Source organism: Streptomyces sp. A2-16, from assembly GCF_018128905.1.
In the GTDB taxonomy this organism is placed as follows: domain Bacteria; phylum Actinomycetota; class Actinomycetes; order Streptomycetales; family Streptomycetaceae; genus Streptomyces.
Genome location: NZ_CP063808.1, coordinates 4645585 through 4667501 on the forward strand (window position 1 = coordinate 4645585; position 21917 = coordinate 4667501).

General features: G+C 68.0%; 20 protein-coding genes and 2 pseudogenes. 12 read left to right on the forward strand and 10 right to left on the reverse strand.

Features of this window, described 5'->3' with window-relative positions; all coding sequences use genetic code 11:
* Positions 1-289: 289 nt before the first annotated feature.
* Entirely contained in the window at positions 290-1303 is a 1014-nt protein-coding gene (locus tag IOD14_RS20835) for an NADP-dependent oxidoreductase (RefSeq protein ID WP_212671095.1), read from the reverse strand.
* A 102-nt stretch (positions 1304-1405) separates the two neighbouring features.
* Between IOD14_RS20835 and IOD14_RS20840 the strand changes: the two genes are divergently transcribed.
* Positions 1406-1915: a helix-turn-helix domain-containing protein gene (locus IOD14_RS20840; protein ID WP_212671096.1), complete on the forward strand. Its 510-nt coding sequence runs from the start codon at positions 1406-1408 to the stop codon at positions 1913-1915.
* Between the two features lie 34 nt (positions 1916-1949).
* Here the strand turns inward: IOD14_RS20840 and IOD14_RS20845 are convergent, their stop codons facing one another.
* Positions 1950-2555, reverse strand: a complete 606-nt coding sequence (locus IOD14_RS20845) for an ABATE domain-containing protein (protein ID WP_249125999.1) — start codon at positions 2553-2555, stop codon at positions 1950-1952.
* 65 nt (positions 2556-2620) lie between these two features.
* Here IOD14_RS20845 and IOD14_RS20850 point away from each other — a divergent pair, with 65 nt between their 5' ends.
* On the forward strand, positions 2621-3493 hold the full coding sequence (locus IOD14_RS20850; protein WP_212671097.1) for an alpha/beta hydrolase: 873 nt from the start codon (positions 2621-2623) through the stop codon (positions 3491-3493).
* Positions 3494-3597: 104 nt separating this feature from the next.
* Positions 3598-4368 (forward strand): SpoIIE family protein phosphatase, encoded by a 771-nt coding sequence (locus tag IOD14_RS20855; protein ID WP_212671098.1) that lies wholly within the window; start codon positions 3598-3600, stop codon positions 4366-4368.
* 41 nt (positions 4369-4409) lie between these two features.
* On the opposite strand, the gene IOD14_RS20860 is transcribed toward IOD14_RS20855, so the two are convergent.
* From IOD14_RS20860 to IOD14_RS20870, 3 genes are read right to left on the reverse strand one after another with little or no spacing between them, the layout of a single operon-like run.
* Positions 4410-5876 (reverse strand): AMP-binding protein, encoded by a 1467-nt coding sequence (locus IOD14_RS20860; protein ID WP_212671099.1) that lies wholly within the window; start codon positions 5874-5876, stop codon positions 4410-4412.
* Positions 5877-5911: 35 nt separating this feature from the next.
* The gene (locus IOD14_RS20865; protein WP_212671100.1) at positions 5912-6832 is read right to left on the reverse strand and encodes an alpha/beta fold hydrolase; all 921 of its coding nucleotides are present in this window, start codon (positions 6830-6832) and stop codon (positions 5912-5914) included.
* 7 nt (positions 6833-6839) lie between these two features.
* Entirely contained in the window at positions 6840-7811 is a 972-nt protein-coding gene (locus IOD14_RS20870; RefSeq protein ID WP_212671101.1) for an enoyl-CoA hydratase/isomerase family protein, read from the reverse strand.
* A 209-nt stretch (positions 7812-8020) separates the two neighbouring features.
* On the opposite strand from IOD14_RS20870, the gene IOD14_RS20875 reads away from it, so the two are divergent.
* Positions 8021-8704 carry a TetR/AcrR family transcriptional regulator gene (locus tag IOD14_RS20875; protein ID WP_212671102.1) on the forward strand — a complete coding sequence of 228 codons (684 nt, stop codon included), beginning with the start codon at positions 8021-8023 and terminating at the stop codon, positions 8702-8704.
* A 48-nt stretch (positions 8705-8752) separates the two neighbouring features.
* On the opposite strand, the gene IOD14_RS20880 is transcribed toward IOD14_RS20875, so the two are convergent.
* Entirely contained in the window at positions 8753-9649 is an 897-nt protein-coding gene (locus IOD14_RS20880; protein ID WP_212671103.1) for an SDR family oxidoreductase, read from the reverse strand.
* Positions 9650-9744: 95 nt separating this feature from the next.
* Here IOD14_RS20880 and IOD14_RS20885 point away from each other — a divergent pair, with 95 nt between their 5' ends.
* The 3 genes from IOD14_RS20885 (at position 9745) to IOD14_RS20895 (ending at position 11963) form a co-directional block, all read left to right on the forward strand.
* Complete coding sequence (locus IOD14_RS20885) at positions 9745-10254, forward strand: helix-turn-helix domain-containing protein (RefSeq protein ID WP_249126000.1); 510 nt, start codon at positions 9745-9747, stop codon at positions 10252-10254.
* 114 nt (positions 10255-10368) lie between these two features.
* Positions 10369-10902, forward strand: coding sequence for an SRPBCC family protein (locus IOD14_RS20890; RefSeq protein WP_212671104.1), 534 nt, complete (start codon positions 10369-10371; stop codon positions 10900-10902).
* Positions 10902-11963, forward strand: coding sequence for an LLM class flavin-dependent oxidoreductase (locus IOD14_RS20895; protein WP_212671105.1), 1062 nt, complete (start codon positions 10902-10904; stop codon positions 11961-11963). The genes IOD14_RS20890 and IOD14_RS20895 overlap by 1 nt, the downstream gene beginning before the upstream one ends.
* 49 nt (positions 11964-12012) lie before the next feature.
* Here the strand turns inward: IOD14_RS20895 and IOD14_RS20900 are convergent, their stop codons facing one another.
* On the reverse strand, positions 12013-12465 hold the full coding sequence (locus IOD14_RS20900; protein ID WP_212671106.1) for a hypothetical protein: 453 nt from the start codon (positions 12463-12465) through the stop codon (positions 12013-12015).
* Between the two features lie 82 nt (positions 12466-12547).
* Between IOD14_RS20900 and IOD14_RS20905 the strand changes: the two are divergent.
* A pseudogene (locus IOD14_RS20905) lies at positions 12548-13171 on the forward strand (FAD-dependent oxidoreductase); the annotation flags it as partial.
* A gap of 674 nt (positions 13172-13845) precedes the next feature.
* On the opposite strand, the gene IOD14_RS20915 reads toward IOD14_RS20905, so the two are convergent.
* Positions 13846-15333, reverse strand: a complete 1488-nt coding sequence (locus tag IOD14_RS20915; protein WP_212671108.1) for an amidase — start codon at positions 15331-15333, stop codon at positions 13846-13848.
* A 384-nt stretch (positions 15334-15717) separates the two neighbouring features.
* Positions 15718-16545, reverse strand: a complete 828-nt coding sequence (locus IOD14_RS20920) for an NAD(P)-dependent oxidoreductase (RefSeq protein ID WP_212671109.1) — start codon at positions 16543-16545, stop codon at positions 15718-15720.
* Between the two features lie 63 nt (positions 16546-16608).
* Here IOD14_RS20920 and IOD14_RS20925 point away from each other — a divergent pair, with 63 nt between their 5' ends.
* The 4 genes from IOD14_RS20925 to lpdA all read left to right on the forward strand — a co-directional run bounded on the left by IOD14_RS20925 (position 16609) and on the right by lpdA (position 21339).
* Positions 16609-17835 (forward strand): acyl-CoA dehydrogenase family protein, encoded by a 1227-nt coding sequence (locus tag IOD14_RS20925; protein ID WP_212671110.1) that lies wholly within the window; start codon positions 16609-16611, stop codon positions 17833-17835.
* 132 nt (positions 17836-17967) lie between these two features.
* Positions 17968-18462 (forward strand): MarR family winged helix-turn-helix transcriptional regulator, encoded by a 495-nt coding sequence (locus tag IOD14_RS20930; RefSeq protein ID WP_212671111.1) that lies wholly within the window; start codon positions 17968-17970, stop codon positions 18460-18462.
* 697 nt (positions 18463-19159) lie between these two features.
* On the forward strand, positions 19160-19669 hold the full coding sequence (locus IOD14_RS20935) for a helix-turn-helix domain-containing protein (protein WP_249126001.1): 510 nt from the start codon (positions 19160-19162) through the stop codon (positions 19667-19669).
* A gap of 257 nt (positions 19670-19926) precedes the next feature.
* On the forward strand, positions 19927-21339 hold the full coding sequence (lpdA, locus tag IOD14_RS20940) for a dihydrolipoyl dehydrogenase (protein WP_212671112.1): 1413 nt from the start codon (positions 19927-19929) through the stop codon (positions 21337-21339).
* A 151-nt stretch (positions 21340-21490) separates the two neighbouring features.
* On the opposite strand, the pseudogene IOD14_RS20945 reads toward lpdA, so the two are convergent.
* Positions 21491-21819: pseudogene (locus IOD14_RS20945) on the reverse strand (transposase family protein); the annotation flags it as partial.
* Between the last annotated feature and the right edge of the window lie 98 nt (positions 21820-21917).

Below are 21917 nucleotides of genomic sequence, written 5' to 3' on the forward strand. Positions count from 1 at the left end.
CTGGTTTCCGATGCGGGTGACGCGATCGGGTCCGGGGTGGTCGGTGCCAGGACCGGTATGCCCCAGCTTGCCCAGCCGAGCACGTGATGCTACGACACTGCCCCACCGTCCGTGCCCGCTGGCGCTCCCTGGTCACCGCCCGCCAGAACCACCTCGGATACTGACCGAGCTGAATCTGCGCCAGCACGCGATGTCGTTCCGCCCGTCGCGGCGAGCGTCTCTCGCCCCTGCCGTCGCGTCGTCGGCCCGCGTGATCGAGTCAGGAGTATGCCGTGTGGCCGGCCTGATGTCAGTTGCTGTCGGGCGTCATCGAGACCACGACCTTGCCGGCCTTGGTGCGACCTTGCTCGACGTACGCCATCGCCTCGAGCGTCTGATCGAACGGGAAGGTGCTGTCGATGACCGGGCGGAGCTTCCCGCTGTCGTAGAGGGCGCCGAGCTCGCGCAACTGGGAGCCACTGGCCTGCATGAAGAAGAACTGGTAGCGAACGCCTAGGGCCTTCGCCTGCTTGCGGATCTTGCGACTGAGCACGTTCATGACCAGCCCCAGGAAGGAGGGAGCGCCGAGCTGCCTGGCGAACGCGGCGTCCGGCGGGCCTACGACGCTGACAGCCAGGCCGCCGGGCTTCAGCACGGTCAGCGACTTCTCCAGGTTCGCCCCGCCCACGGCGTCCAGCACCAGGTCGTAGCCGGACAGGACCTTGGAGAAGTCCTCCGTCTTGTAGTCGACGACGACGTCGGCGCCGAGGCTTCGGACCAGCTTCTCGGAGTCAGTGCTCGCGGTCGTCGCCACGGTGGCACCGAGGTGTTTGGCGAGCTGGATGACCGTCGATCCGAGTCCGCCGGCGCCGGCGTGGACGAGCACCTTCTGACCTGGCTTCACATGGGCCTGGTCCACGAGGACCTGCCAGGCGGCCAGGGCCACCAGCGGCACCGCGGCGGCCTCCTGCAAGGTGAGCGAGGCCGGCTTGGGCGCGACGTCGTCCATGTCGATCGCGATGTACTCCGCGAAGCCTCCGATCCGCAGGTCGCGCGGGCGGGCGTAGACCTCGTCGCCGACTTCGAAGCCGCGCACGGCTGAACCGACCCGCGTCACGACGCCGGCCACGTCATGACCGAGCACGAACGGAGGCTTGTACTTCAACAGCTGCTTGAACTCCCCGTTACGGACCATCTTGTCCAGCGGGTTGATGCTCGCGGCGCTCACCCTGACCAGAACATCGCGGTCACCGACGCTGGGCTCGGGTACCTCGGCGGCGCGCACGCCGTCCTTGCCGTACTTCTCGACGACGAATGCCTTCATGCCGGCCGCCTTTCCACGTGATCTTCTCGGTCGCCTGTGTACTGGTCATGACGCTACTCGCTGAGTATAGAAAAGTAAACTCAGACGGGTTAGAGTCACCCCATGGATGCGAGGACCGAAGCTCTTCAGGACGCCGGCAGGGACACCCGACTCGACCGGGACATGTCCAACTGCTCGATCGCCCGGACCCTTGAGGTCGTGGGGGAGAAGTGGACGATCCTGATCCTGCGCGAGGTCTGGTACGGCTTGTCCCGCTTCAGTGACTTCGAACGGGTCCTCGGCTGTCCCCGCAACCTTCTCGCTGCCCGGCTCCGGATGCTTGTCGAGGAGGGGATCCTGGCCACCGAGACCTACAAGGAGCCGGGTTCGCGGAGCCGGCCGAAGTACGTGATCACACCCAAGGGCGTGGACCTGGTCCCGGCGGTGATGGGGCTCCTGCAGTGGGGCGACCGCTACCGCGCCGACCCGGAGGGCGCGGCCGTACTGACGCGACACCGCGGATGCGGTGCGCACGTCGATGCCCAGATCCGCTGCGAACGGGGCCACGCCGTGCCGGCGGAGGACATCGAGAGCGTCCCCGGCCCCGCATTTCGTCTGAGGCCCGCGGAGTGAGCTGAGCGCGGTGGCGGCAGGAGTCCGGGTGGGCTCAGTCCGCCGGGGTGCGCTCACTCCGTCTGGCTCGGGCCTGGTGGAGGCGGACTTTGGTGCGGTTGCCGCAGCGGGACATCGAGCACCAGCGGCGGTTGTGGGCGGGGGAGCGGTCCAGGAAGCGCAAGGCGCATGTGTCCGCGCCGCACACGCGTACGCGCCGGATCTCGGTCGACAGGAGCAGGTCTACGGCGTCCTGCGCGATCAGTGCCAGCGCGGTCGCGGGATCAGGTGCCGTGGTCGTGGTGTCGGCGGGCTCCAAGTGGCCGCCTTTGATGGCGATTTGCGGCGCCGGCCGGGGCGCCTGCGCTGCCGATCCATTGAGCAGCACGACGTCGCCGGAGGAGGGTAGCCGTCCGTCGGAGACCGCGAGTACGGCCCGGTCGACCGCCTCGCGCAGGCGTCGGCCCGATGCCAGCACGGCGGCATCCACGGGATCCGGGGCGCCCGGTGCAAGCAGTCGGGCCCGCTGAAGCCAGAGGGTGAGATCGCCCGGGTTCCGGAGCGTCTCCCCCGGCGTGGGTTGCCACCGGTGGCGGAGGGTGTTGGTGAAGTCCAGACAGACCCGCCCGCCGTCCCAGATCCACATGTCGTCCGTTGCCACGCCTTCATTCTGCACGTTAGGTTTAACCGTCTAAGAGGGTTAGTTCGTGCCGGGGAGGCGCATCCATGGGACAGCCCAAGGTGACCACAGGCGTGGCACAGGTGGACGGGGTCCGCCTGCACTACCTCCGCGCGGGATCCGGTCCTCTGCTCGTCCTGCTCCACGGCTGGCCGCAGACCTCCGACTGCTGGCAGCCGGTGCTGGCGGATCTTGCCGCCGACCACACCGTTGTGGCACCCGACCTGCGTGGCTACGGCCTGAGCGACAAGCCCTCGACCGGATACGACAAGCGGCGGATGGCCGCCGACATGGCGGGCCTCGTCGAAGCACTCGGCTTCGAGACCACCGCCGTCGTGGGTCATGACCGGGGCGCCCGCGTGGGGCACCGCTGGGCGCTGGACCGCCCAGATCAGGTGGAACGGCTGGCTGTGCTCGACATCGTGCCGACTCGGGAGATGTTCCGCCGGCTGGACGCCTCGCTCGCCTCCGGGTACTGGCACTGGCTGTTCCAGATGCAGCCCGACCTTCCCGAGCGGCTCGTGGGGCACGACATACGCGGGTATCTCGAGTACTTCTTCGAGCGGTGGACCTACAACCGGCACGGGCTGACCCCCGAAGCGGTCGACGGATATGTCCGAGCCTTCTCCCGCCCGGGTGCCCTGCGCGCGAGTTTCGACGACTACCGCGCCATGGAGCAGGACGTCGCCCTCGACGACATCGACGCCGCCGAGGGCCGCCGCCTCACCATGCCGGTACTGGCGCTCTGGGGTTCCGTAGGGCTGCCGTCCCGCCTGCCGACACTGGAGATCTGGCGCGCCTACGCGGACGACGTCACCGGAGCGGAAATCCCGGAGTGCGGTCACTTCATCCCGGAAGAGCAACCGGAGGCGCTGCTGGGCCATCTGCGGTCGTTCCTGGTCGACGAGGCGAGTCGGTGACTCTGCCACCGTGACGATAGCGGCGCCGGTGCGCGGGTGCGCAGCCTCACTGGCCGGCCAGGGCAAGTCGTCCGAGCAGCCTCCCGGACCGAGGGGCGACCCAGTTGCTTCCGGCTGGGCCACCACCCAGTCAGATCCTGGCCGAGACCGGGACACCCGCCGGCTGTGGTCACTTCCGGGGGCCCGGCGGACCCCCGCACGGTCGACTTTCCGAAGCTGCCGATCAGGTCGCCGTTGGCCTGGGAGGGCTTCCCTTCGAAACCGCCCAGTTCGAACTGGATGAGCGCACTCTTCTGGTGCTGTACACCGACGGCCTCATCGAGAGTCGCGCGCGCGATGTGGACGCTGCCCTCGCGGTTCTCTCCGATGTCCTCGCCCAGGCCTCCGCCTCGCTGGAGGAGACATGCGACGGACTGCTCCATGCGTTGCTGCCCAGTCGCCCCGCCGACAACGTCGCTCTGCTCGTGGCACGTATTCGAGCGCTGGACGCCGATCACGTCGCCACACTGGATCTTCCCCCCGATCCGGCTGTCGTATCCGAGGCGCGTGCCTTCGCATCCGACCGGCTAACCGCCTGGGGGCTGGAGGAGATGGCTTTCACCATGGAGCTGGTGGTCAGCGAACTGGTGACGAACGCCATCCGCTACGGTCAGAGCCCCATCCAACTGCGCATGATCCTGCAGTCCACCGTGACATGCGAGGTGTCCGACGCCGGTGGCACCGCCCCTCACCTGCGCCGTGCCAGGACCTTCGACGAGGGTGGACGTGGACTGGTCCTGGTCGCCCAGATGACCGAACACTGGGGAACGCGGCACAACCGCGACGGCAAGGTCATCTGGGCGCAACAGCTGATTCCGTCTGACGGTGCCGACTGATGGCGGAAAACGCCGACTCCAGGCTCGGCGCGGGGTGAATCTCAGGAAGCCGCGGCGTGGGCAGCGCGCAAGGAGACTTTGTCGATCTTCCCGACCGCGTTCTTCGCTATGGCCTCCACCACGAAGAACTCGGTCGGACGCTTGAAGCCGGTGAGGCTGCGCGCACAGAGATCCCGCAGCGCCGTCAGATCGACGCTCACGCCTGGTCGCGGCTGTATGTAGGCCACGACCACCTCTCCCCACTTCTCGTCGGGTACGCCGATCACGGCGGCTTCGAGCACCGACGGGTCGCCTGTGAGGACGTCCTCGATCTCCTTGGGGTAGATGTTCTCCCCACCACGGATGATCATGTCCTTCGAGCGCCCGACCAGGGTCAGGTAGCCGTCGGCGTCGAGGTGCCCCACATCGCCCGTGTGCAACCAGCCGTCGACGATGACTCTGGCCGTTTCCTCAGGGCGGCCGAGATAGCCACGCATGACGTTGGGGCCCTTCACGAGGACCTCACCGTCCGTGCCCGGCCCCACCTCGGTACCTTCGGCGTCGACGATCCGGATCTCCTGGCCGGGGAAGGGAAGCCCCACGGTGCCGGCACGGCGCGGGCCCGCGACGGGGTTGACGGTGGACCCGCAGGTTCCTTCGGACAGGCCGTACCCCTCGACAAGAGGGAACCCGTACCGGGCCTCGAACCGGCTCAGCAGCTCGGCGGAGGCAGGTGCGGCGCCACAGACTCCGAACCTCAGCGACGACGTGTCGGGCCGCACGTCGTCCGGCAGCGCAGCGAGCATGCCGTAGATCGTCGGCACGGCGCTGAAGAAGGTGGGGCGCTCCTGCTCGACGAGGTCGAAGAAGCTCTGCGGGTCGAACCGGCGGCCCGCGATGACGACGCTCGCCCCCGCGAGAAGAGGCGTGAGAATGCTGACCACGATGCCGTTGACGTGGAAGAGCGGCAGGATCAGCAGGCACCGGTCGTCGGGCCCGATGTCCAGGGACACGCGGCCCATCTCCGTCATGGCGTCGATGTTGGCGTGGTCCAGCATCACGCCCTTGGGCATCCCGGTGGTGCCGCTGGTGTATATGAGAAGAGCCAGCGCGGACGGATCCACATGCGGTGCGTGATCCGAACTCGCCCCTTCCTCGTGCAGTGCGCCGACGGCGAGTACGGCAGTACCGTCCGTGCCGGGCGCCGCGTGGTCTTCGACCACCAGCAGACGCGCACCGGAGTCCTTGACCTGTCGGTCCACCTCGACGTCGGTCATGCTCGGGTTGACCGGCGTGATGGTGGCGCCGATCCGCCAGGCGGCGAACAACAGCAGCACGAACTCGATGCGGTTCGTCAGCTTGAGGGCCACGACATCGCCGGGACCGATGCCGAGGTCCCGGAGCTGACGCGCTGCCGCGCGGACGCGGTCCAGCAACTGAGCGTTGGTGAGTGACTGGCGCCCGTCCGAGACCGCTGCCCCATCGGGGTCGTGAGCGGCGCGACGGTCGGGCAGTGAAGCGAAGTTCATGGCGGGCGTACCTGTCTCGGTGTTGTGCGATCCGGTCAAGGAGTCGATGCCGGCGCGGGGTGCAACTGCCGGGTGAGGAACTCGATCTGGTCGCGGACCAGGGCCTCGAAGGTCTCGCCGGTGTAGAAGTCGAAGTGGCCGGCGTCGTACCTCTTGATCTCTCCCCGGGGTGCGGTGCGCGCGTACCGGAGGGTCTGGGCGGGAGGCGTGACGGAGTCGGTGTTGCTGACGCAGAAGAGGATCGGCATGGCGACCTTCCTCGCCGCCCGCCCGGGCCGGTAGGCGGCGATGGTCGGAATGACCCGTGCCGCCACCTCGTTGCGGAACGCCGTCCCCGCCGGCTGCAGCGCCTGGTATCCGGGCAAGGCGTCCGGAGCGTTCATGAGGGCCGGCGAACCGGGGGCGGAGGCGATGGGAACCATCGCGGGTGCCTTGCCGCGCACTCTGGCCGCCATGTCCCGAGCGACCACGGGGGTCATCCTGAGCGAGGCGACCGGGCCGAGCGCGAGCGCGGAGGCGAGACCGTCGGTGAACGGGCACTGGGCCACGGCCGCGCGCAGTTCGGGATGCCGAGAGGCGACCGTGATGGCGTGGCCTCCGCCGAAGGAGCTGCCCCACACCGCGATGCGGGAGCGGTCGACGTCAGGGCGGGCCTTGACGTAGGCGAGGGCGGCGTCCCAGTCGGCGAGTTGACGCTTGATCGACAGGAGCTGGCGCGGGTGGCCGCCGCTGTCGCCGAAGTGCCGGTAGGTGAAGGCCACGGCGGCGATGCCGGCCTGCGCGAAACGCTCGGCGAAGGCGTCCAGGCGCATCTCGCGGGTGGCGCCGAGGCCGTGCCCGAGGATGACGACGGGCGGGGAGGTGACACCGGTCGGGAGGTAGAGCCATCCGGCACAGGTGCTGTCGCCGGAGGGGAAGGTGATGTCGTGGCGGGTGACGGAGTGCGCGGTGGTCATCGTCGGCTCACCGCCGCGTCGTCGTCGAGCGGTGCCCGGGCACGCTGCCCGAGGCGAGCGCCTGGGCGTAGGTGTCCGGGTCGTAGAGCGGGAGCTCGCCGGTGGCGTCCGTCGTCTCCATGTAGTCGAGCATCAGTTCCTGGCCGTCCTTCGACATGACCCTGGTGAAGAACTCGGCGCGTTCGACGTGGAGTCCGTCCTCCAGTGACATCGAGCCGCCGAAGTACACCGACCTCTTGGCGGCCGCGACCGACCCCTTCGGCCGCGCGCCGAAGTGCTCCGCGAGTTCGACCGCCTGCGCGACGACCTTGTCCTGGGACACGACCTTGTCGACCGCCCCGTTGGCGAGCGCCTCCGCGGGCGTGAACGGCTTGCCTTCGAGGATCGCGGCCAGGGACCGGTGGGTGCCGATCAGGCGGGTCAGGCGCTGGGTGCCGCCTCCGCCCGGGATGATGCCGAGGAGGATTTCGGGCTGGCCGATGAAGAAGTCCCCGTCGGCCATGACCCGCAGATCGCAGGCCCAGGCGAACTCGGCGCCGAGGCCGAGAGCCGAACCGTTGAGGGCGGCGACGAAGAGGACACCGCTGGCGTTCATCCGGAGGAAGGTCGTGTGCAGACGCTCCAGTTGGAGGGCCCCGCGCATCGGGGTCCTGCGCATCACGGGCCCGAGGAGACGGGACCGGTCCACGTGCTTGGCCATGCGCACGACGGCGGCGGCACCGCGCCGGCCGACCGTCGGGCTCGCCGCGCCCTCTTCCTGCAGCCACCGGACCGCGGCATGGCTGACGAACCGCTCGGGATGTGCCCCGGTGAAGACGACGGCACGGATGCTCGGATCGCGGTCGACCCGGGTCACCAGCTTGTCCAGCTGACGGGCGATGTCGAGGCCGAACAACTGGTGCGGGCCGCCGTCGACCCGGACGACGAGGACGGCTCCGCGGTCCTCGATCTCCAGATGACCCTTGTCTTTGTATGGCATGGATTCTGCTCCCGTGCTGGGTTCATGGGGGAGTGCAAAGCGAGTGAGGGAGGGGCTGCCGACGCCAGGAATCCGGGACAATGCGTGAAGCCCGTCCGGGGAGCGCACCCGTGTCCAAAACGGCACGTCACTCGAGATGTGTACTATTGCCGTGATGAGTTAGATAACCAAGTTATTTCAAGAGTGTCAATGGTGGAGGCGCGAGAGGCATGGCAGGGCGGCCGAAGCTCGATGACGCACCGGAGCGGCTCGTGCGAGCCGCTGTCGGCCTGCTGGCCGAACAGGGGCCGTCGGCCATCAAGGCGCGTACGGTGGCATCCGCGAGCGGGCTGTCGACGATGGTCGTCTACGGCCACTTCGGTGGGATCCCCGAACTGATGCGCGCCGTTGCCGACCACGGCTTCAGGGAACTCGCCGCGGCGTTCGCCCAGGTGCCGGTGACGGATGATCCGATCGCGGATCTCTTCGCCATGGCATTGACCTGCCGCCGAGTGGCCCGCGAGAACCCTCACCTGTACGACCTGATGTTCGGCCTGTCCACTCGTGCGACGTACCGGCCGCTGACGGACGCGGACCTTCGCTTGAGCGGACATTCGCCGGCCTTCCGGGATGCCCACGTCCATATCACTGCGGCATGTCGACGGCTCGTGGACTCCGGCAGGGCCGAGCGGCAGGAACCTGAAGTCGTAGCCGCCCAGTTGTGGAGTCTGGTCCACGGGTACATCACCCTTGAGCTGGCCGAGCACTTCGGCGAGTTCGAGGACCCCGTGACGCAGGTGATGCTGCCGATGGGCGTGAACTTCTCTGTCGGTCTGGGCGACGAGCGGGAACGGGCCGAAGCCTCGCACGAGGCGGGCGTGCGCCTTTACGACTCGATCGTTCAAGGTCTGTGAGATTCGGTAGGGCAGGTCGCTGTCTCGCGCGGGACAACCCATATGCGGCTAGCGCGACTTGGTCTCGGCGGCAGAGGTGCCGGGGCCCGGCGTGAGCTGGTCATGCCTCCCCAGCGCCGCGACCTCCCGTTCGAGGGACGGAACGGCACGGGCCGCGAAGCGCCTCGCCCATGGCCAGGCCAGTGGCGAATTCAGCGCTGCCTTGGCCCAGTTGGCCACGACGACGGCGCGCGGCACGTACACGCGGCTGCGGCGGCGTGCGAGCCCGTCGACGATCGCGGCAGCCGCCCGGTCGGCGCTAGTGGTGACATTGCCCGGGTAGGGAAGCCGGTTGCGCAGGCCCTGGAACGAGGGGAGGTCCATCTCGGCGCCCCGGACGAGATCCGTGTCGATCCAGGAGGGGTGCACCAGGCCGACCGTGACGCCGAGGTGCGCCACCTCCTGGCGGTAGGTCAGGGCGAGCAGCTCGGCCGCGGCCTTGCTGGCGCCGTAGGAGGCCATCGCCGCCAGCGGCATGAAGGACAGCGCGGACGCCACAACGAGCACGTGTCCACGGCTGCGCTCCAGATGGGGCGTCACGTACTTGAGGGTCCGGAAGACACCGTTCAGATTGATGTCCAGGACCCGCTCGAACGACGCCTCGTCCGTCTGTCGCACGGTCCCGTACGCCACGACGCCGGCATTGGCGACGACCAGATCGATGCCGCCCATGACCCCCGCGGCCTCGTCGATCGCTGACCGCAGGACGGCGCCGTCGCGCACATCGGCCTCCCGCCAGGAAGCGGCGGGGCCCAGCTCGCGGGCGAGGTCACGGAGCCGATCGGGCTCCAGTCCGATCAAGGTCACCTGAGCGCCTCGGGCGATGGCCAGGCGGGCCACCTTCTCGCCGATGCCGCGCGCCGCTCCGGTGACAACCAGCTTTCTGCCCAGCAAGTCACGTTTCATGGCCGCAACATAACTTCGTTATTTATTGAGCGCAAGATGTCGCGCGGATGAACTGTCGCCGCTCCACCTGCTGGGTCTCACGACTGGACGAACCTATGCTGACGGTCATGAGGCGGACATCCTTTGCGCACTGGCCCTGTTCGATCGCGCGCACCATGGACCTGCTCGGGGACTGGTGGACGCCGTTGGTGCTGCGTGAGGCGTTCTACGGGATCCGGCGGTTCGACGCGTTCCAGGTGTCACTGGGGATCGCGCGCAACACCTTGACGGACCGGTTGCGCCGGCTGGTGGACGAGGGGCTGCTGGAGAGACGGCCGTACCAGACGGATCCGGTTCGGTACGACTACGTGCTCACGGAGAAGGGGCGCGACTTCTACGGTGTGCTGCTGGTGATGAGCCGGTGGGGGGACCGCTGGCTGTCCGGTGAAGAGGGCCCGCCGGTGGTCATGCGTCACGAGGTCTGCGGACAGGAAGCCCATGCCGAGGTGGTGTGTTCTTCCTGCGGCGAGCAGATGACCGCGGAGAACACCAGTCCTCGGATGGGCCCCGGCTACCCGCCGCATCTGGCCGAACGGCCGGATGTGCGGGAGCGTTTCGCCGGTTGACCCCGCGGCTCTGCCGGGGCTGTGCTTTCCCTTGACAGGTGAGTCTATCTACGCAACTTTACTGGTCACGTCTGGTCATGGGAGTTCTCGGATCGGCATGGAGGCTGCAGGAACATGGAGTGGACAGGCGCGCGCTATGCGGACAAGCCGACGGTGGAGGTCCGCACCTGGATCGCTGCTCCGCCCGAACAGGTGTGGACGCTCGTGTCCGACATCGAGTTGATGCCGCGTATGAGCTCCGAGCTGCAGTCCGTCGAATGGCTGGACGGCAGGACCACCCCTGCTCTGGGAGCCCGGTTCATCGGCCGGAGCAAGCACAAGGCACTGGGGGAGTGGGCCACCACCTCCCACATCGTCGAGTGCGAGCCGCCGAGGGTGCTTGCCTGGGCCGTCGAGAACCGTCAGAACCCGACGGCGATCTGGCGGTTCACGTTGGAGCCGCAGGGCGGTGGCACTCTGCTGAGCGAATGGATGCAGATGGGACCGGCCCGTTCGGGCCTCTCCTTCGCCATCGATCGCATGCCGGAGAAGGAGCAGAAGATCGTCTTCGTGCGCATGCGGGAGTTCGAGGCCAACATGACCATCACCCTCGAAGAGATCAAGAAGCTGGCCGAGAGGGCCCGGCCCGCGGGCGAGGCGAGGCTCTGATGCGCACCTCCACCACGATCGAGGCTTCCGGGGGCGACTGGCGGGAGATCGTCGCCTATGTCACCGAGGCGGAGAAGCTCGGTCTAGACATCTGCTGGGTGGCGGAGGCGTGGGGCTCCGAGGCCCCCTCGCCGCTGGGCTACCTCGCGGCGAAGACCGAGCGCATGCTCCTCGGATCCGGAATCATCCAACTCGGCACCCGCACGCCGATGGCCATCGCCCGCGCCGCGATCACACTGTCGCAGATCTCCCAGGGGCGCTTCCTTCTCGGCCTTGGCCCCTCCGGGCCGCAGGTGATCGAGGGGCTGCACGGCGTACCCTTCGCCCGGCCGTTGGTGCGGATGCGGGAGACCGTCGAGATCGTGCGGGAGGCCGCCGCGGGCGGCAAAGTCTCCTACTCAGGACAGGAGTTCCGGATTCCGCTGCCGGGTGGGGAGGCGAAGCCCATGCGTCTGTCGATGCGTGCCGAGCATGACATTCCGGTCTACCTCGCCACCCTCTCGCCGAAGATGCTGCACCTGACCGGTGAGATCGCCGACGGGTGGCTGGGCACCAGTTTCGTGCCCGAGGGCGCCAAGGAGGCGTACTTCGACCACCTGGACCAGGGCCTGGCCGCCGCCGGTCGCGCCCGTGCCGACCTCGACGTCTGCCAGGGCGCCGAGGTCGCCTTCGCGGACGACGAGGAGGCGCTGAGCGCGATGGTGGCCGGACGCAAGAAGGAACTGGCCTTCAGCCTCGGCGGCATGGGTTCCGCGACCACGAACTTCTACAACAACGCCTACAGTCGCCAGGGTTGGGCCGAGGTGGCCGCCGAAGTCCGGACACGTTGGCAGGCCGGGGACCGGGACGGCGCGGCCGGCTTGGTCACCGACGACATGGTCCTGGCGACCACTCTGATCGGAACCGAGGCCATGGTGCGTCGGCGGCTGCGTGTGTGGCGCGACGCCGGTGTGGACACCGTACGTTTCTATCCGGCCGGAGAGACCCTCGATGCTCGGCTCACCACTCTCGGCCGGGCCATCGACCTGGTCCGTGACATCGAGGACGCGGCGGCACGGTAGTGGCACGGCGGGGTGCGGTCGAGGAGTGCTTTGCAGGCGTTGGCCGCCGTCAACCGTGCGCGCCGACGCCGTCCGCCGCCAGGCCCGACATCAGCAGAGTGATCGTGTGGAACGTCCTGGCCAGGGCGTTCTCCCGGTCCGCCGCGGCGGCGATGATCCGGTTGCCCTCGCACAGGACGGCCAACAGCAGCTGGGCGACGGTGGCGACCGGAACATCCGGTTTCACGTCACCGCGTTCGGCCAGGACGGTCAAGATCCGTTCGATCGGCGGCTGGGCCACCGTGTCGTTGATGTGCCGGTACTGCTCCACCAGCACCGAGGGCGCCTGGGCCATCAGCTCTCGATGCAGGGGATCGTCGATGGTCCGCCGCAAGAAGGCGTGCGTGAGGTCCGACACGGCCGTCGAGGGGGGCTCGCCCGGCGTCGCCCGGATCGCCTCGGACGCCGCGTCGGCGAGCGCTCCGACCCGCTGGAGCAGCCCCGTGCACAGCTCGGCGAGCATCGCCTTCTTGTCCGGGAAGTGGTCTTAGAAGGCGCCCTTGCGGTTTGGCTCTCCACCATCGTAAATGGGCTGCATCCCCACCCAGGTCCTGCAGGCGGACAAGGTCCTCCAATCGATCGGCTTCGCCCCGAACATGACCGGGTACGGCCTGGAGAACACCGGCGTCAAGGTTACGGAGCGCGGTGCCATCGATGTGGACGAGCGCTGCCGTACGTCCGTTCCGCACATTTACGCCATCGGTGACGTCACCGCGAAGCTCATGCTCGCGCACGCCGCTGAGGCGATGGGAGTGGTCGCTGCTGAGACGCCCTCTCGCGCGGAGACCATGGAACTGGACTACGTCATGATCCCGCGCACCATCTTCTGCCAGGCGCAGATCGCCAGCTTCGGCTACACCGAGGAACAGGCGAGGGAGCAGGGTTTCGACGTCCAGGTGGCGCAGTTCCCGTTCACCGCGATCGCCAGGGCTCATGGCCTGGGTGATGCGACCGGCTTCGTGAAGCTCATCAGTGACGCCAAGTACGGCGAGTTCATAGGCGCTCACCTCTTCGGCCCGGACGTCACCGAGCTGCTCCCCGAACTGACGCTGGCCCAGCAGTGGGACCTCACCGTCCATGAGGTCGCCCGCAACGTCCACGCCCACCCCACCCTCGGCGAGGCGGTCGAGGAAGCCGTCCACGGTCTCGCGGGTCACATGATCAACATGCAGCAGGGTGCTGCCCCCTCGAAACGAACAGGTCGATGCCGGCGAGCGCGTTGTCATACACGTTGCGGTGGCGCAGCTCCGCGCCCTTGTAGCGGCCGGTTGGCGCCGGACGTTCAGGGGGCCACCGCTGTGTCGTCTACGTCGCGTTCGACCGTCCGGAACGTCACGGGCTGCTCGGCTACGACCGAGGTGTTGGACTCCGGCGTCTCGTCCCCGGACCATGGCGCGCCGCCGCTCTCGACCAGGAAGAACTCGGTGCAACCCGTGCTCTCCCGACATCCCTCCCGGGCGGTCTTCCCGATCGGCAGCTGCGGGGTGGCCTTGAAGGCGAAGTACGCCCTTCGCGTCGGATTCGGTGAGGTGGTAGTCGACCTCGCGGTCCTTCGACAGCACGTTCAGCGGCACGACCGCTGCGCTGCCCCTGAGGATGCCGAAGCAGATGCTGGAGAATCGGGGCAGGACAGCGCGACCTTGTCCCCGGGCTGGACCCCGCGCGAGACGAGCAGGTTCGCCACCGGGCTGGCCGCGGCGTCGAGGGCCTCGTACGTGATGGGGTCGTCGCCGAAGACGATCGCGGTGCGTTCCGGGTAGCTGGACGCGGAATCCGTCAGCAGTCGTGACGCGTTGCGGCTCAAGCTGTGCATCGTCGTTCTTCGGAGTTTTCGGGCGGGTGGTCAGGGTCCAGTGGTGGAGGTCTGGACGAAGGCCGGAGGCGGCACGAAGCCGTCCACTTCCCGGCCCAGCAGGGCGGCGAACTCGATGGTGGTGAGATCGCCCCCGCTCGGGCCCATGGCCTGCAGACCGATGGGCAGTCCGCTCCTGCCTCGGCGCACCGGGATGGTCGTCGCCGGCCCCCCGGAGACGTTGGCGACGGCGCTCCACTTGACCTGGTCCCAGTAAGGGCGTCGCACACCTTCGACTTCGAATGGCCGCCCGAACCAGTCGATCAGCTTGTTGTGGTGGGCGGGGGCGGCCGTCGGGGTGACCGGCATGAGCACGATGTCGAAGTCCTGGAAGAACTCGAACCATCGCTGCCGGATCTCATTGCGCACCATGTGGGCCTGCAGCCAGTGATAGTGCGACTGGAAGGTTCCGAGCAGGGCGGGACCGGCGTCACCCCGCGGGTGCTGGACGAACCGGGCCAGCACCGCGGCGCTGGAGGCAGCAGCTAGGCCGGTGCGGTCGCCCGCGCCGAAGAGCAGGGGCTGGAAGGCCTTCCCGTGATTCGTCGCGAGGTCGACAGGGAGGCCGACGGGCTGGACCGTGATCTTCGCGCCGGCCGCCCGCAGCACAGTGACTGCGTCGTCCACGGCTGCCGCGACGTCGCTGTCGACCGGACACGCGGGATCCTCAGCCCAGACAGCGACCCGGAAGTCGGCGAGCTTGGTCGCGCGGGGCGGTGCGAGTGTGTAGCTGAAACCGCCGTCGTAGTCGGCGGGCCCGACCGTTGCCCGCAGGATCGGTATGAGGTCACGGGCGTCGCGGACCTGCGCGCCGCCGCAGCCCATGTCGGCCTCGGTCCATCGTCCCGGGCCCGGGCCATAGGGCACATGCCCGATGAGGGGTATCGACCGCCAGGTCGACTTGTGCCCGTAGAGCCCGTTGAAGTGGGACGGGATCCTGGTCGATCCGCCGATTTCCGAGCCGAAGTCGAACGCCGTGAGGCCCGCGGCGGTGGCGACGGCACCGCCCCCGGCGGATCCGCCCGAGGTGCGGCTCGTGTCCCACGGGTTCGATGAAGGGCCGAACACCGGGTTGTCGGCTTGGACATCCTGGTTGCCCGGAGGCATGTTGCTCTTCCCCATGATCACGGCACCGGCCGAACGCAGCCGCTTGACCGCCTCGGCGTCCTGGTCGGGCACGTAGTCCTTGAGGTCCGTTCGCCCGCAGGCGGTGCGCATCCCGGCCGTCTCGAAGCTGTCCTTGACCGTGATCGGCACACCGTGCAGAGGGCCGAGCTCCCGCCCGGCCGCCCGCGCGGCGTCCGCTTCACCGGCCTCGCGAAGGGCCCGCTCGGGGTCGAGGGTCACCACCGCGTTCAACGCGGTGTTATGAGTGGCGATCCGCTCAAGATGGAGCTCGACGAGTTCCCGGCTCGAGATCTCACCCGCGGCCAGCGCGCGTGACTGCTCCACCGCGGGCTGGAAGGGGATGTCACTCACGGCATGCCTCATCTCTGACTCTGACGTGCCATCAACTGTGAGTCATAACATTACGTTCGACAGACCATAGGCTCGGAACGATGTGCAAGGCAATGGCCCTGCGGAGTGAACGGAGAATCCTGTGACGTCAGAGAGGAGCCACGCACGCAGGCGGCGCGGTACGGCACTCTGCTGCCCGGCTGCCCGGCTGCTCGGGACTCGAAGATCTCGTTCGCGGCTATCTGTCGCCCGAGCACCGGGACCAGGGCGGCGTCGGATGTCCCTCCGCCGCCCTGCCCGACTATTTCGGCCGCTGCGAAGACTTGGGTCACTGCAACTGTCCCGCGCCGCCTTCGACTCGAAGCTCGAGAACGCCCTCGCGTTCATCTGGTGAGCAGTGTGGGATCAGGCCGGATCGACGAATATGTCGAGCGCGAGATCACCTTCGAAGTCGGCAGGGCTGTAGACGGACAGGTCGGTGACGCCCGCGTCCGACAGGACCTCGTCGTCGATGAACAGGTTGGCGGTGCACTTCCGTGCGTCACGCGTGAGGATGGCGTACGCGGCGTCAGCCATGATCCGCGGACTACGGGCTTGTCCGGCGCCGCCGACCACGTTGCGCACGGCGGCCGTGTCGATCAGGGTCCGCGGCCACAACGAGTTGGCGGCGATGCCGTCGGCGGCGAGCTCCTCGGCGAGCCCGATGGTGCACAGACTCATGCCGTACTTCGACAGCGTGTAACCGAGATGCTTCCCCACCCAGCGCGGCGCGAGGTTCAAGGGCGGGGAGAGCGTGAGGATGTGTGGGTTGCCCGCCTTGCGCAGGTGCGGGATGGCGGCCTTGCTCAGCAGGAACGTGCCACGCGTGTTGATGTCCTGCATCAGGTCGTACCGCTTCATCTCCAGCTGCTCCGACGGCGACAGGTCGATCGCGCTGGCGTTGTTCACCACGATGTCGATACCACCGAAGGCGGTGACCGCGGCGTCGACGGCGGTGCGCACATCGTCCTCGTTGCGGACGTCACCGACGACGGCCAGCCCCTTGCCGCCCGCGCGCTCGATCTCGTCAACGGCGGTGTGGACCGTGCCTTCGAGCTTCGGATGCGGCACGGCGGTCTTGGCGAGCATCACCACGTTCGCACCGTCGCGGGCCGCGCGCAGAGCGATGGCGAGTCCGATGCCGCGGCTGCCTCCCGACATCAGGATGGTCTTGTCGGCCAGCGTCTGTGTCATGGTCGAACCTCCAAAATCGATTGCTGAGCGAATGATACGTGGTGCTAATGATATCTTCCCCGTATGACTTCCACTCCCACACGCCAGATCGACCGGCTCTACCACGAGCTCCTCGCCCCCAAAGAGACACAGTCCGTTCGCGCTGCCGTGCGCCGGATCGCAGAGCGCGAAGTGGCTCCGCACGCCGTGGCGATCGCGGGGGGTGACGAGCGCACGGACGGCTTCCCCCGGCATGTGTTTGACGGGCTTGCATCGGCGGGGGTCTTCCGGATCCCCTTCCCCGGCGAGGTCGGCGGCGACGGCCTGACCCACCCGGCGACCGCCACCGCCGCGGCCATCGAGGAGCTGGCCTACTACTCCAGCAGCGTCGCGGCCGTCTTCGATGTGCACTGCATCCTGGCGGGCAACGCTCTGCGGCAGGGCACCGAGGAGCAACAGCAGCGATGGCTGCGAAAGGTCGCGGAGGGCTCAGTGGTCGGCGCGTTCGCCACCACCGAGCCGAACGCCTCAAGTGACCTGTCCCCGCAGGCGGTTCAGACCGAGGCGATACGCACCGAGGCCGGCTGGGTGCTGAACGGCCACAAGCGGTGGATCTCCAACTCGCCCGTCGCCGGGTTCGTGGTGGTTCTCGCCCGTACCGGCACCCGGCTGAGCATGTTCATCGTCGACACAGCACTTCCCGGAGTGGAAGTCGGCCTTGCCGACCGCAAGATGGGCAACCGCGGCCAGCTGACCGCGGACATCCGCTTCACGGATGTGCACCTGACCGACGACGACCTTCTCGGTGGCGCCGAGGGACACGGACTCCGCCATGCGCTGTCCACTCTGACCTACGGCCGGATCGGCATCGCGGCTGCCGGGGTCGGCATGGCGCAGGCCGCCTTCGACCACACTGTGGCCCACCTGTCGACGCGACACGCCTTCGGCAAGCCGGTGGCCGCCAACCAGCACTGGCAGTTCCTGCTCGCCGAACGGGCCACCGAGATCGAGAACGCCCGCACCCTCTACACCAAGGCCGCCCTGCGCCTGGACGCGGGCAACCCGTCCCCGGAGCCCGAGGCCGCGATGGCGAAGTACTACGCCACCAAGCTGTCGGTGGACATGGCGCGCGACGCCGTCCAGGCCTTCGGAGGCCTCGGCTTCGCGCGAGAACTGGGTGCCGACGGCAGCCCCGGCCCCGTCGAGGCGATCTACCGGGACAGCAAGATCGGCGAGATCTACGAGGGCACCAACGAGATCCAGAAGTGGGTCATAGCCCGGCAGATCTTCGGTCGGGCCATCGTCGGCTGACCACCCAGGACGCACCGGCCGTGAGCCGGCGGAAGGGGGGAATCCCGCCGGCCTGCAGCGGTCCTGGCGCCTCGGGCTTTCTCGTACGATGGACAGGACCATACGTACGACTAACCATGGGCGGAATAAACGATGTCCGAGGCTCCGCTGGTACCGGGGACAGTGGCCGAACACACCATCTGCCTGCTGGTCAAACTCGGGCAGGTGGCGTTCAGGATCGCCGAGGACGGCATCGGCGGGACCGGCCTGCGAGTGCGGCATTACAGCGTCCTGCAGGCTTTGGCGGACAACGGTGCCATGCCGCAACTGGCACTTGGCTCGTTCCTGCGCATCGACCCCGCGACGATGGTGACGAGTCTCGACGACCTGGAGCGCGCCGGATACGCGGAGCGGACCCGAGATCCCCAGGATCGTCGCCGCTACGCCGTGGACATCACCGGCGAAGGGCGCAAGGTCCTGGCCCGACTCAACCGCACGCTCGTCGATCTCGACGGCGAAATCCTCGCAGACCTGGGCAGCACGGAGCGACAGTCGCTTCACGTCCTCCTGGACAGTCTCGCAGGAAGTCCCGCTCTGACCTCCCTGTTCGACACCGTCCGGGAGCAGAACGGCGGGAAACGGGCTTAACGGCTCCAGGGGATCGTCCCGGGGTAGGGCGCTGAGGGCTGAGGTCGGGCTGCCGAAGACCAGTCCGAAGTCCGGCCCGGGCAGGCGCCGAATGCGCCGCTCGGCGCTGATGCCGGCCAGGTCAGTCGGTAGAGGTGGCACCGGCGTCCGGCTGGGCGGCGCGTTCGGCCAGGTGCAGGCTGGGCACGCGCCTCCCGGGCGGGATGAGCCGCGAATGCGGAGGCCATCGGTGTGGCGGATCCCGTCGGAGGTGGTCTTCACCGGAATCACGTCGGGCCGGGATCATCCGTATTCATCTCCCCACGTGGAAGACAGGTCACCGACTGCACCGGGTGATCGTGCTACTCGGCATCCAGCAGTGCGAGGGCGTTGCGGATGCCCTGTTCGAGGAGGTGGTCGGCGAGTCGACGGTCGGTCAGGGCACGGGAGGCTCGAGCCCGGGGCTGACCTGGCCCAGCGTGAGAGCGCGTCGAGATCACGCTCGTCCTCGATGGCGATGTTGCCCGGTTCGCCGAGCTGTGTGCGCTCGATCATGACGTTGCCGTTGATCATGACGCCATGGCCGCCTTGGCTCCATGTGGAGCGGGCGCCCCACCCGGGTGGGCCCTGGCTTCTTCGTCGGTGAGGGGGAGTGCTCCGGCGGGCCTCGATAGCTGGGTATGTGAATGTGAACTCAAACTCGGTTAGAATCGGCCCCATGGATGCGTGGACCGAAGTTCCCCAGGACGCCGGCATGGACCCCCGGCTCGATCGGGACACGTCCAACTGCTCGATCGCGCGCACTCTTGAGGTCGTGGGCGAGAAGTGGACGATCCTGATCCTGCGTGAGGTGTGGTACGGCTCGTCCCGGTTCGGTGACTTCGAACGCGTCCTGGGCTGTCCTCGTAACCTCTTGGCGACGCGGCTTCGGATGCTGGTGGAGGAAGGGATCCTCGCGACCGAGACGTACAAGGAGCCCGGTTCGCGAAGTCGGCCGAAGTATGTGATCACCCCGAAGGGCATGGATCTGTTGCCCGCCGTGATGGGGCTGCTGCAGTGGGGTGACCGGTACCGCGCCGACCCGGAAGGGCCCGCGGTACTGGCTCGGCATCGCGAGTGCGGCGGGCACGTCGACGTCGGGATTCGCTGCGAACGAGGCCACCCGGTAGAAGTGAAGGACATCGAGAGCGTCCCCGGCCCAGCCTTTCGTATGAGGTCGTCCGAGTGAACCGAGGACTCCACCGTCAGCTTTCCGTATGCCGGCCGTTCTGTGGTGTACGCGCTTGCGGTCCAGGAAGCGCAGTGTGCAGCGGTCCGCTGCGCAGATGCGCACGCGCCGGTCACCCCCGTCTCCCGCAGGGGTGTGCTGAGACGGGCGGTGGCGCAAGCTGACGCTGTTGAATCGGTGAACAGAACTGGTTGTTCGATCGGGAGTGAGCCGACGCACCGTCGGAGGTCGGCCGCCCCAGCGGAAAGGAACAGTCCATGGACGAGCAGGGTGAGCATTTCGACGTCGTCGTACTCGGCGCGGGCCCCGGCGGATACGTAGCCGCCATCCGGGCCGCCCAGCTGGGCAAGAGCGTCGCGGTCGTCGAGGAGAAGTACTGGGGCGGCGTCTGCCTGAACGTGGGCTGTATCCCCACCAAGGCCCTGCTGCGCAACGCCGAGCTCGCGCACATCTTCACGCGCGAGGCGAAGACCTTCGGCATCAAGGTCGAGGGTGAGGTCTCCTTCGACTACGGGGAGGCCTTCCGTCGCAGCAGGAAGGTCGCGGACGGCCGGGTCAAGGGCGTCCACTACCTGATGAAGAAGAACAAGATCACGGAGATCAGCGGTCGTGGCACGTTCGTCGATCCGCACACGCTCCAGGTGGCCGACTTCGAAGGCAACACTCGCACCATCGGATTCGACCACTGCGTCATCGCCGCCGGGGCGAGCCCCAAGCTGCTGCCCGGCACGCGCCGTACATCGCGTGTGGTGACGTTCGAGGAGCAGATCCTGGCCGAGGATCTGCCGCAGTCGATCGTGATCGCGGGCGCCGGTGCGATCGGAGTCGAGTTCGCCTACGTGCTGCACAACTACGGCGTGAAGGTGACGATCGTCGAGTTCCTGGACCGCGTCGCCCCGCTGGAGGACGCCGAGGTCTCCGCCGAACTTGCCAAGCAGTACCGGAAGTTGGGCATCGACGTCCTCACCTCGACGCGCGTCGAGTCGATCGACGAGTCCAGCCCACTGGTCCGTGTCACGGTCACCGGCAAGGACGGTACCCAGCAGGTGCTCGAAGCCGACAAGGTCCTGCAGGCGATCGGCTTCGCCCCGAACGTCACCGGCTACGGCCTGGAGAACACCGGCGTGCGCGTCACCGAACGCGGCGCGATCGACGTCGACGGCCGTTGCCGCACCTCGGTCCCGCACATCTACGCCATCGGGGACGTCACCGCGAAGCTGATGCTCGCGCACGCCGCCGAGGCGATGGGAGTGGTCGCCGCCGAGACGATCGCGGGCGCGGAGACCATGGAGTTGGACTACGTGATGATCCCGCGGTCCACCTTCTGCCAGCCGCAGATCGCAAGTTTCGGTTACACCGAGGCGCAGGCGAGGGAGAAGGGCTACGACGTCCAGGTGGCCAAGTTCCCGTTCACCGCGAACGCCAAGGCTCATGGCCTGGGCGACGCGACCGGCTTCGTGAAGCTGATCAGCGACGCCAAGTACGGCGAGCTTCTCGGAGGTCATCTGATCGGCCCGGACGTCACCGAGCTGCTGCCAGAGCTGACCCTGGCCCAGCAGTGGGATCTCACCGTCCACGAGGTCGCGCGCAACGTCCACGCCCACCCCACCCTGGGCGAGGCGGTCAAGGAAGCCGTCCATGGCCTCGCAGGCCACATGATCAATATGTGACCGGGTCCTCGGCGCAGCGACAACAGGCGGTTGTGCTCGGATCGGTTTCGCTTGGCGAGCTCTAGCTCTCTTGGAAATCATCTGCGGGCGCCGGACCGGTTGCCGGGGTTGGGCCGTGAGGCTCGGCGCACAACAAGTCCACTGAGCGTCTTCAGCGTTGCCTCTCCAGGGTGAGGACGGCTTTGGCGATGACGGTCATACGGTTGGGGCTGATGCGCGACCTGCGGAAGATCCGGCGTGACTTCAGCCGTGCCACACCGCCCTCGACTGGGGCGGTGTGGCACGGGCGAGGGCACGGTTGACGGTGCGCTGGGTGGGTGCGAGTTCCCTGCCGGGTGGACGCTTGATGCCGGCGGTGACATGCGTGCCGGCCCCGGTGCAGGCGCGGTCGCCGAGGACGGGGACGCCCTGGCATCCGCAGATCCGGATGATCTTGGGAGTGCGGGCGATGGCCAGGTCGCGCGAGCGGCCGGCCAGCGCGTCACGGATCCCCCCCCCGCCGTGCCAGCGACATGGTCCGGCCGTCCCGCCCTCAAGCTGGTGCAGATGTCTCCGCACGCGGTGGAGCAGTCGCAGGA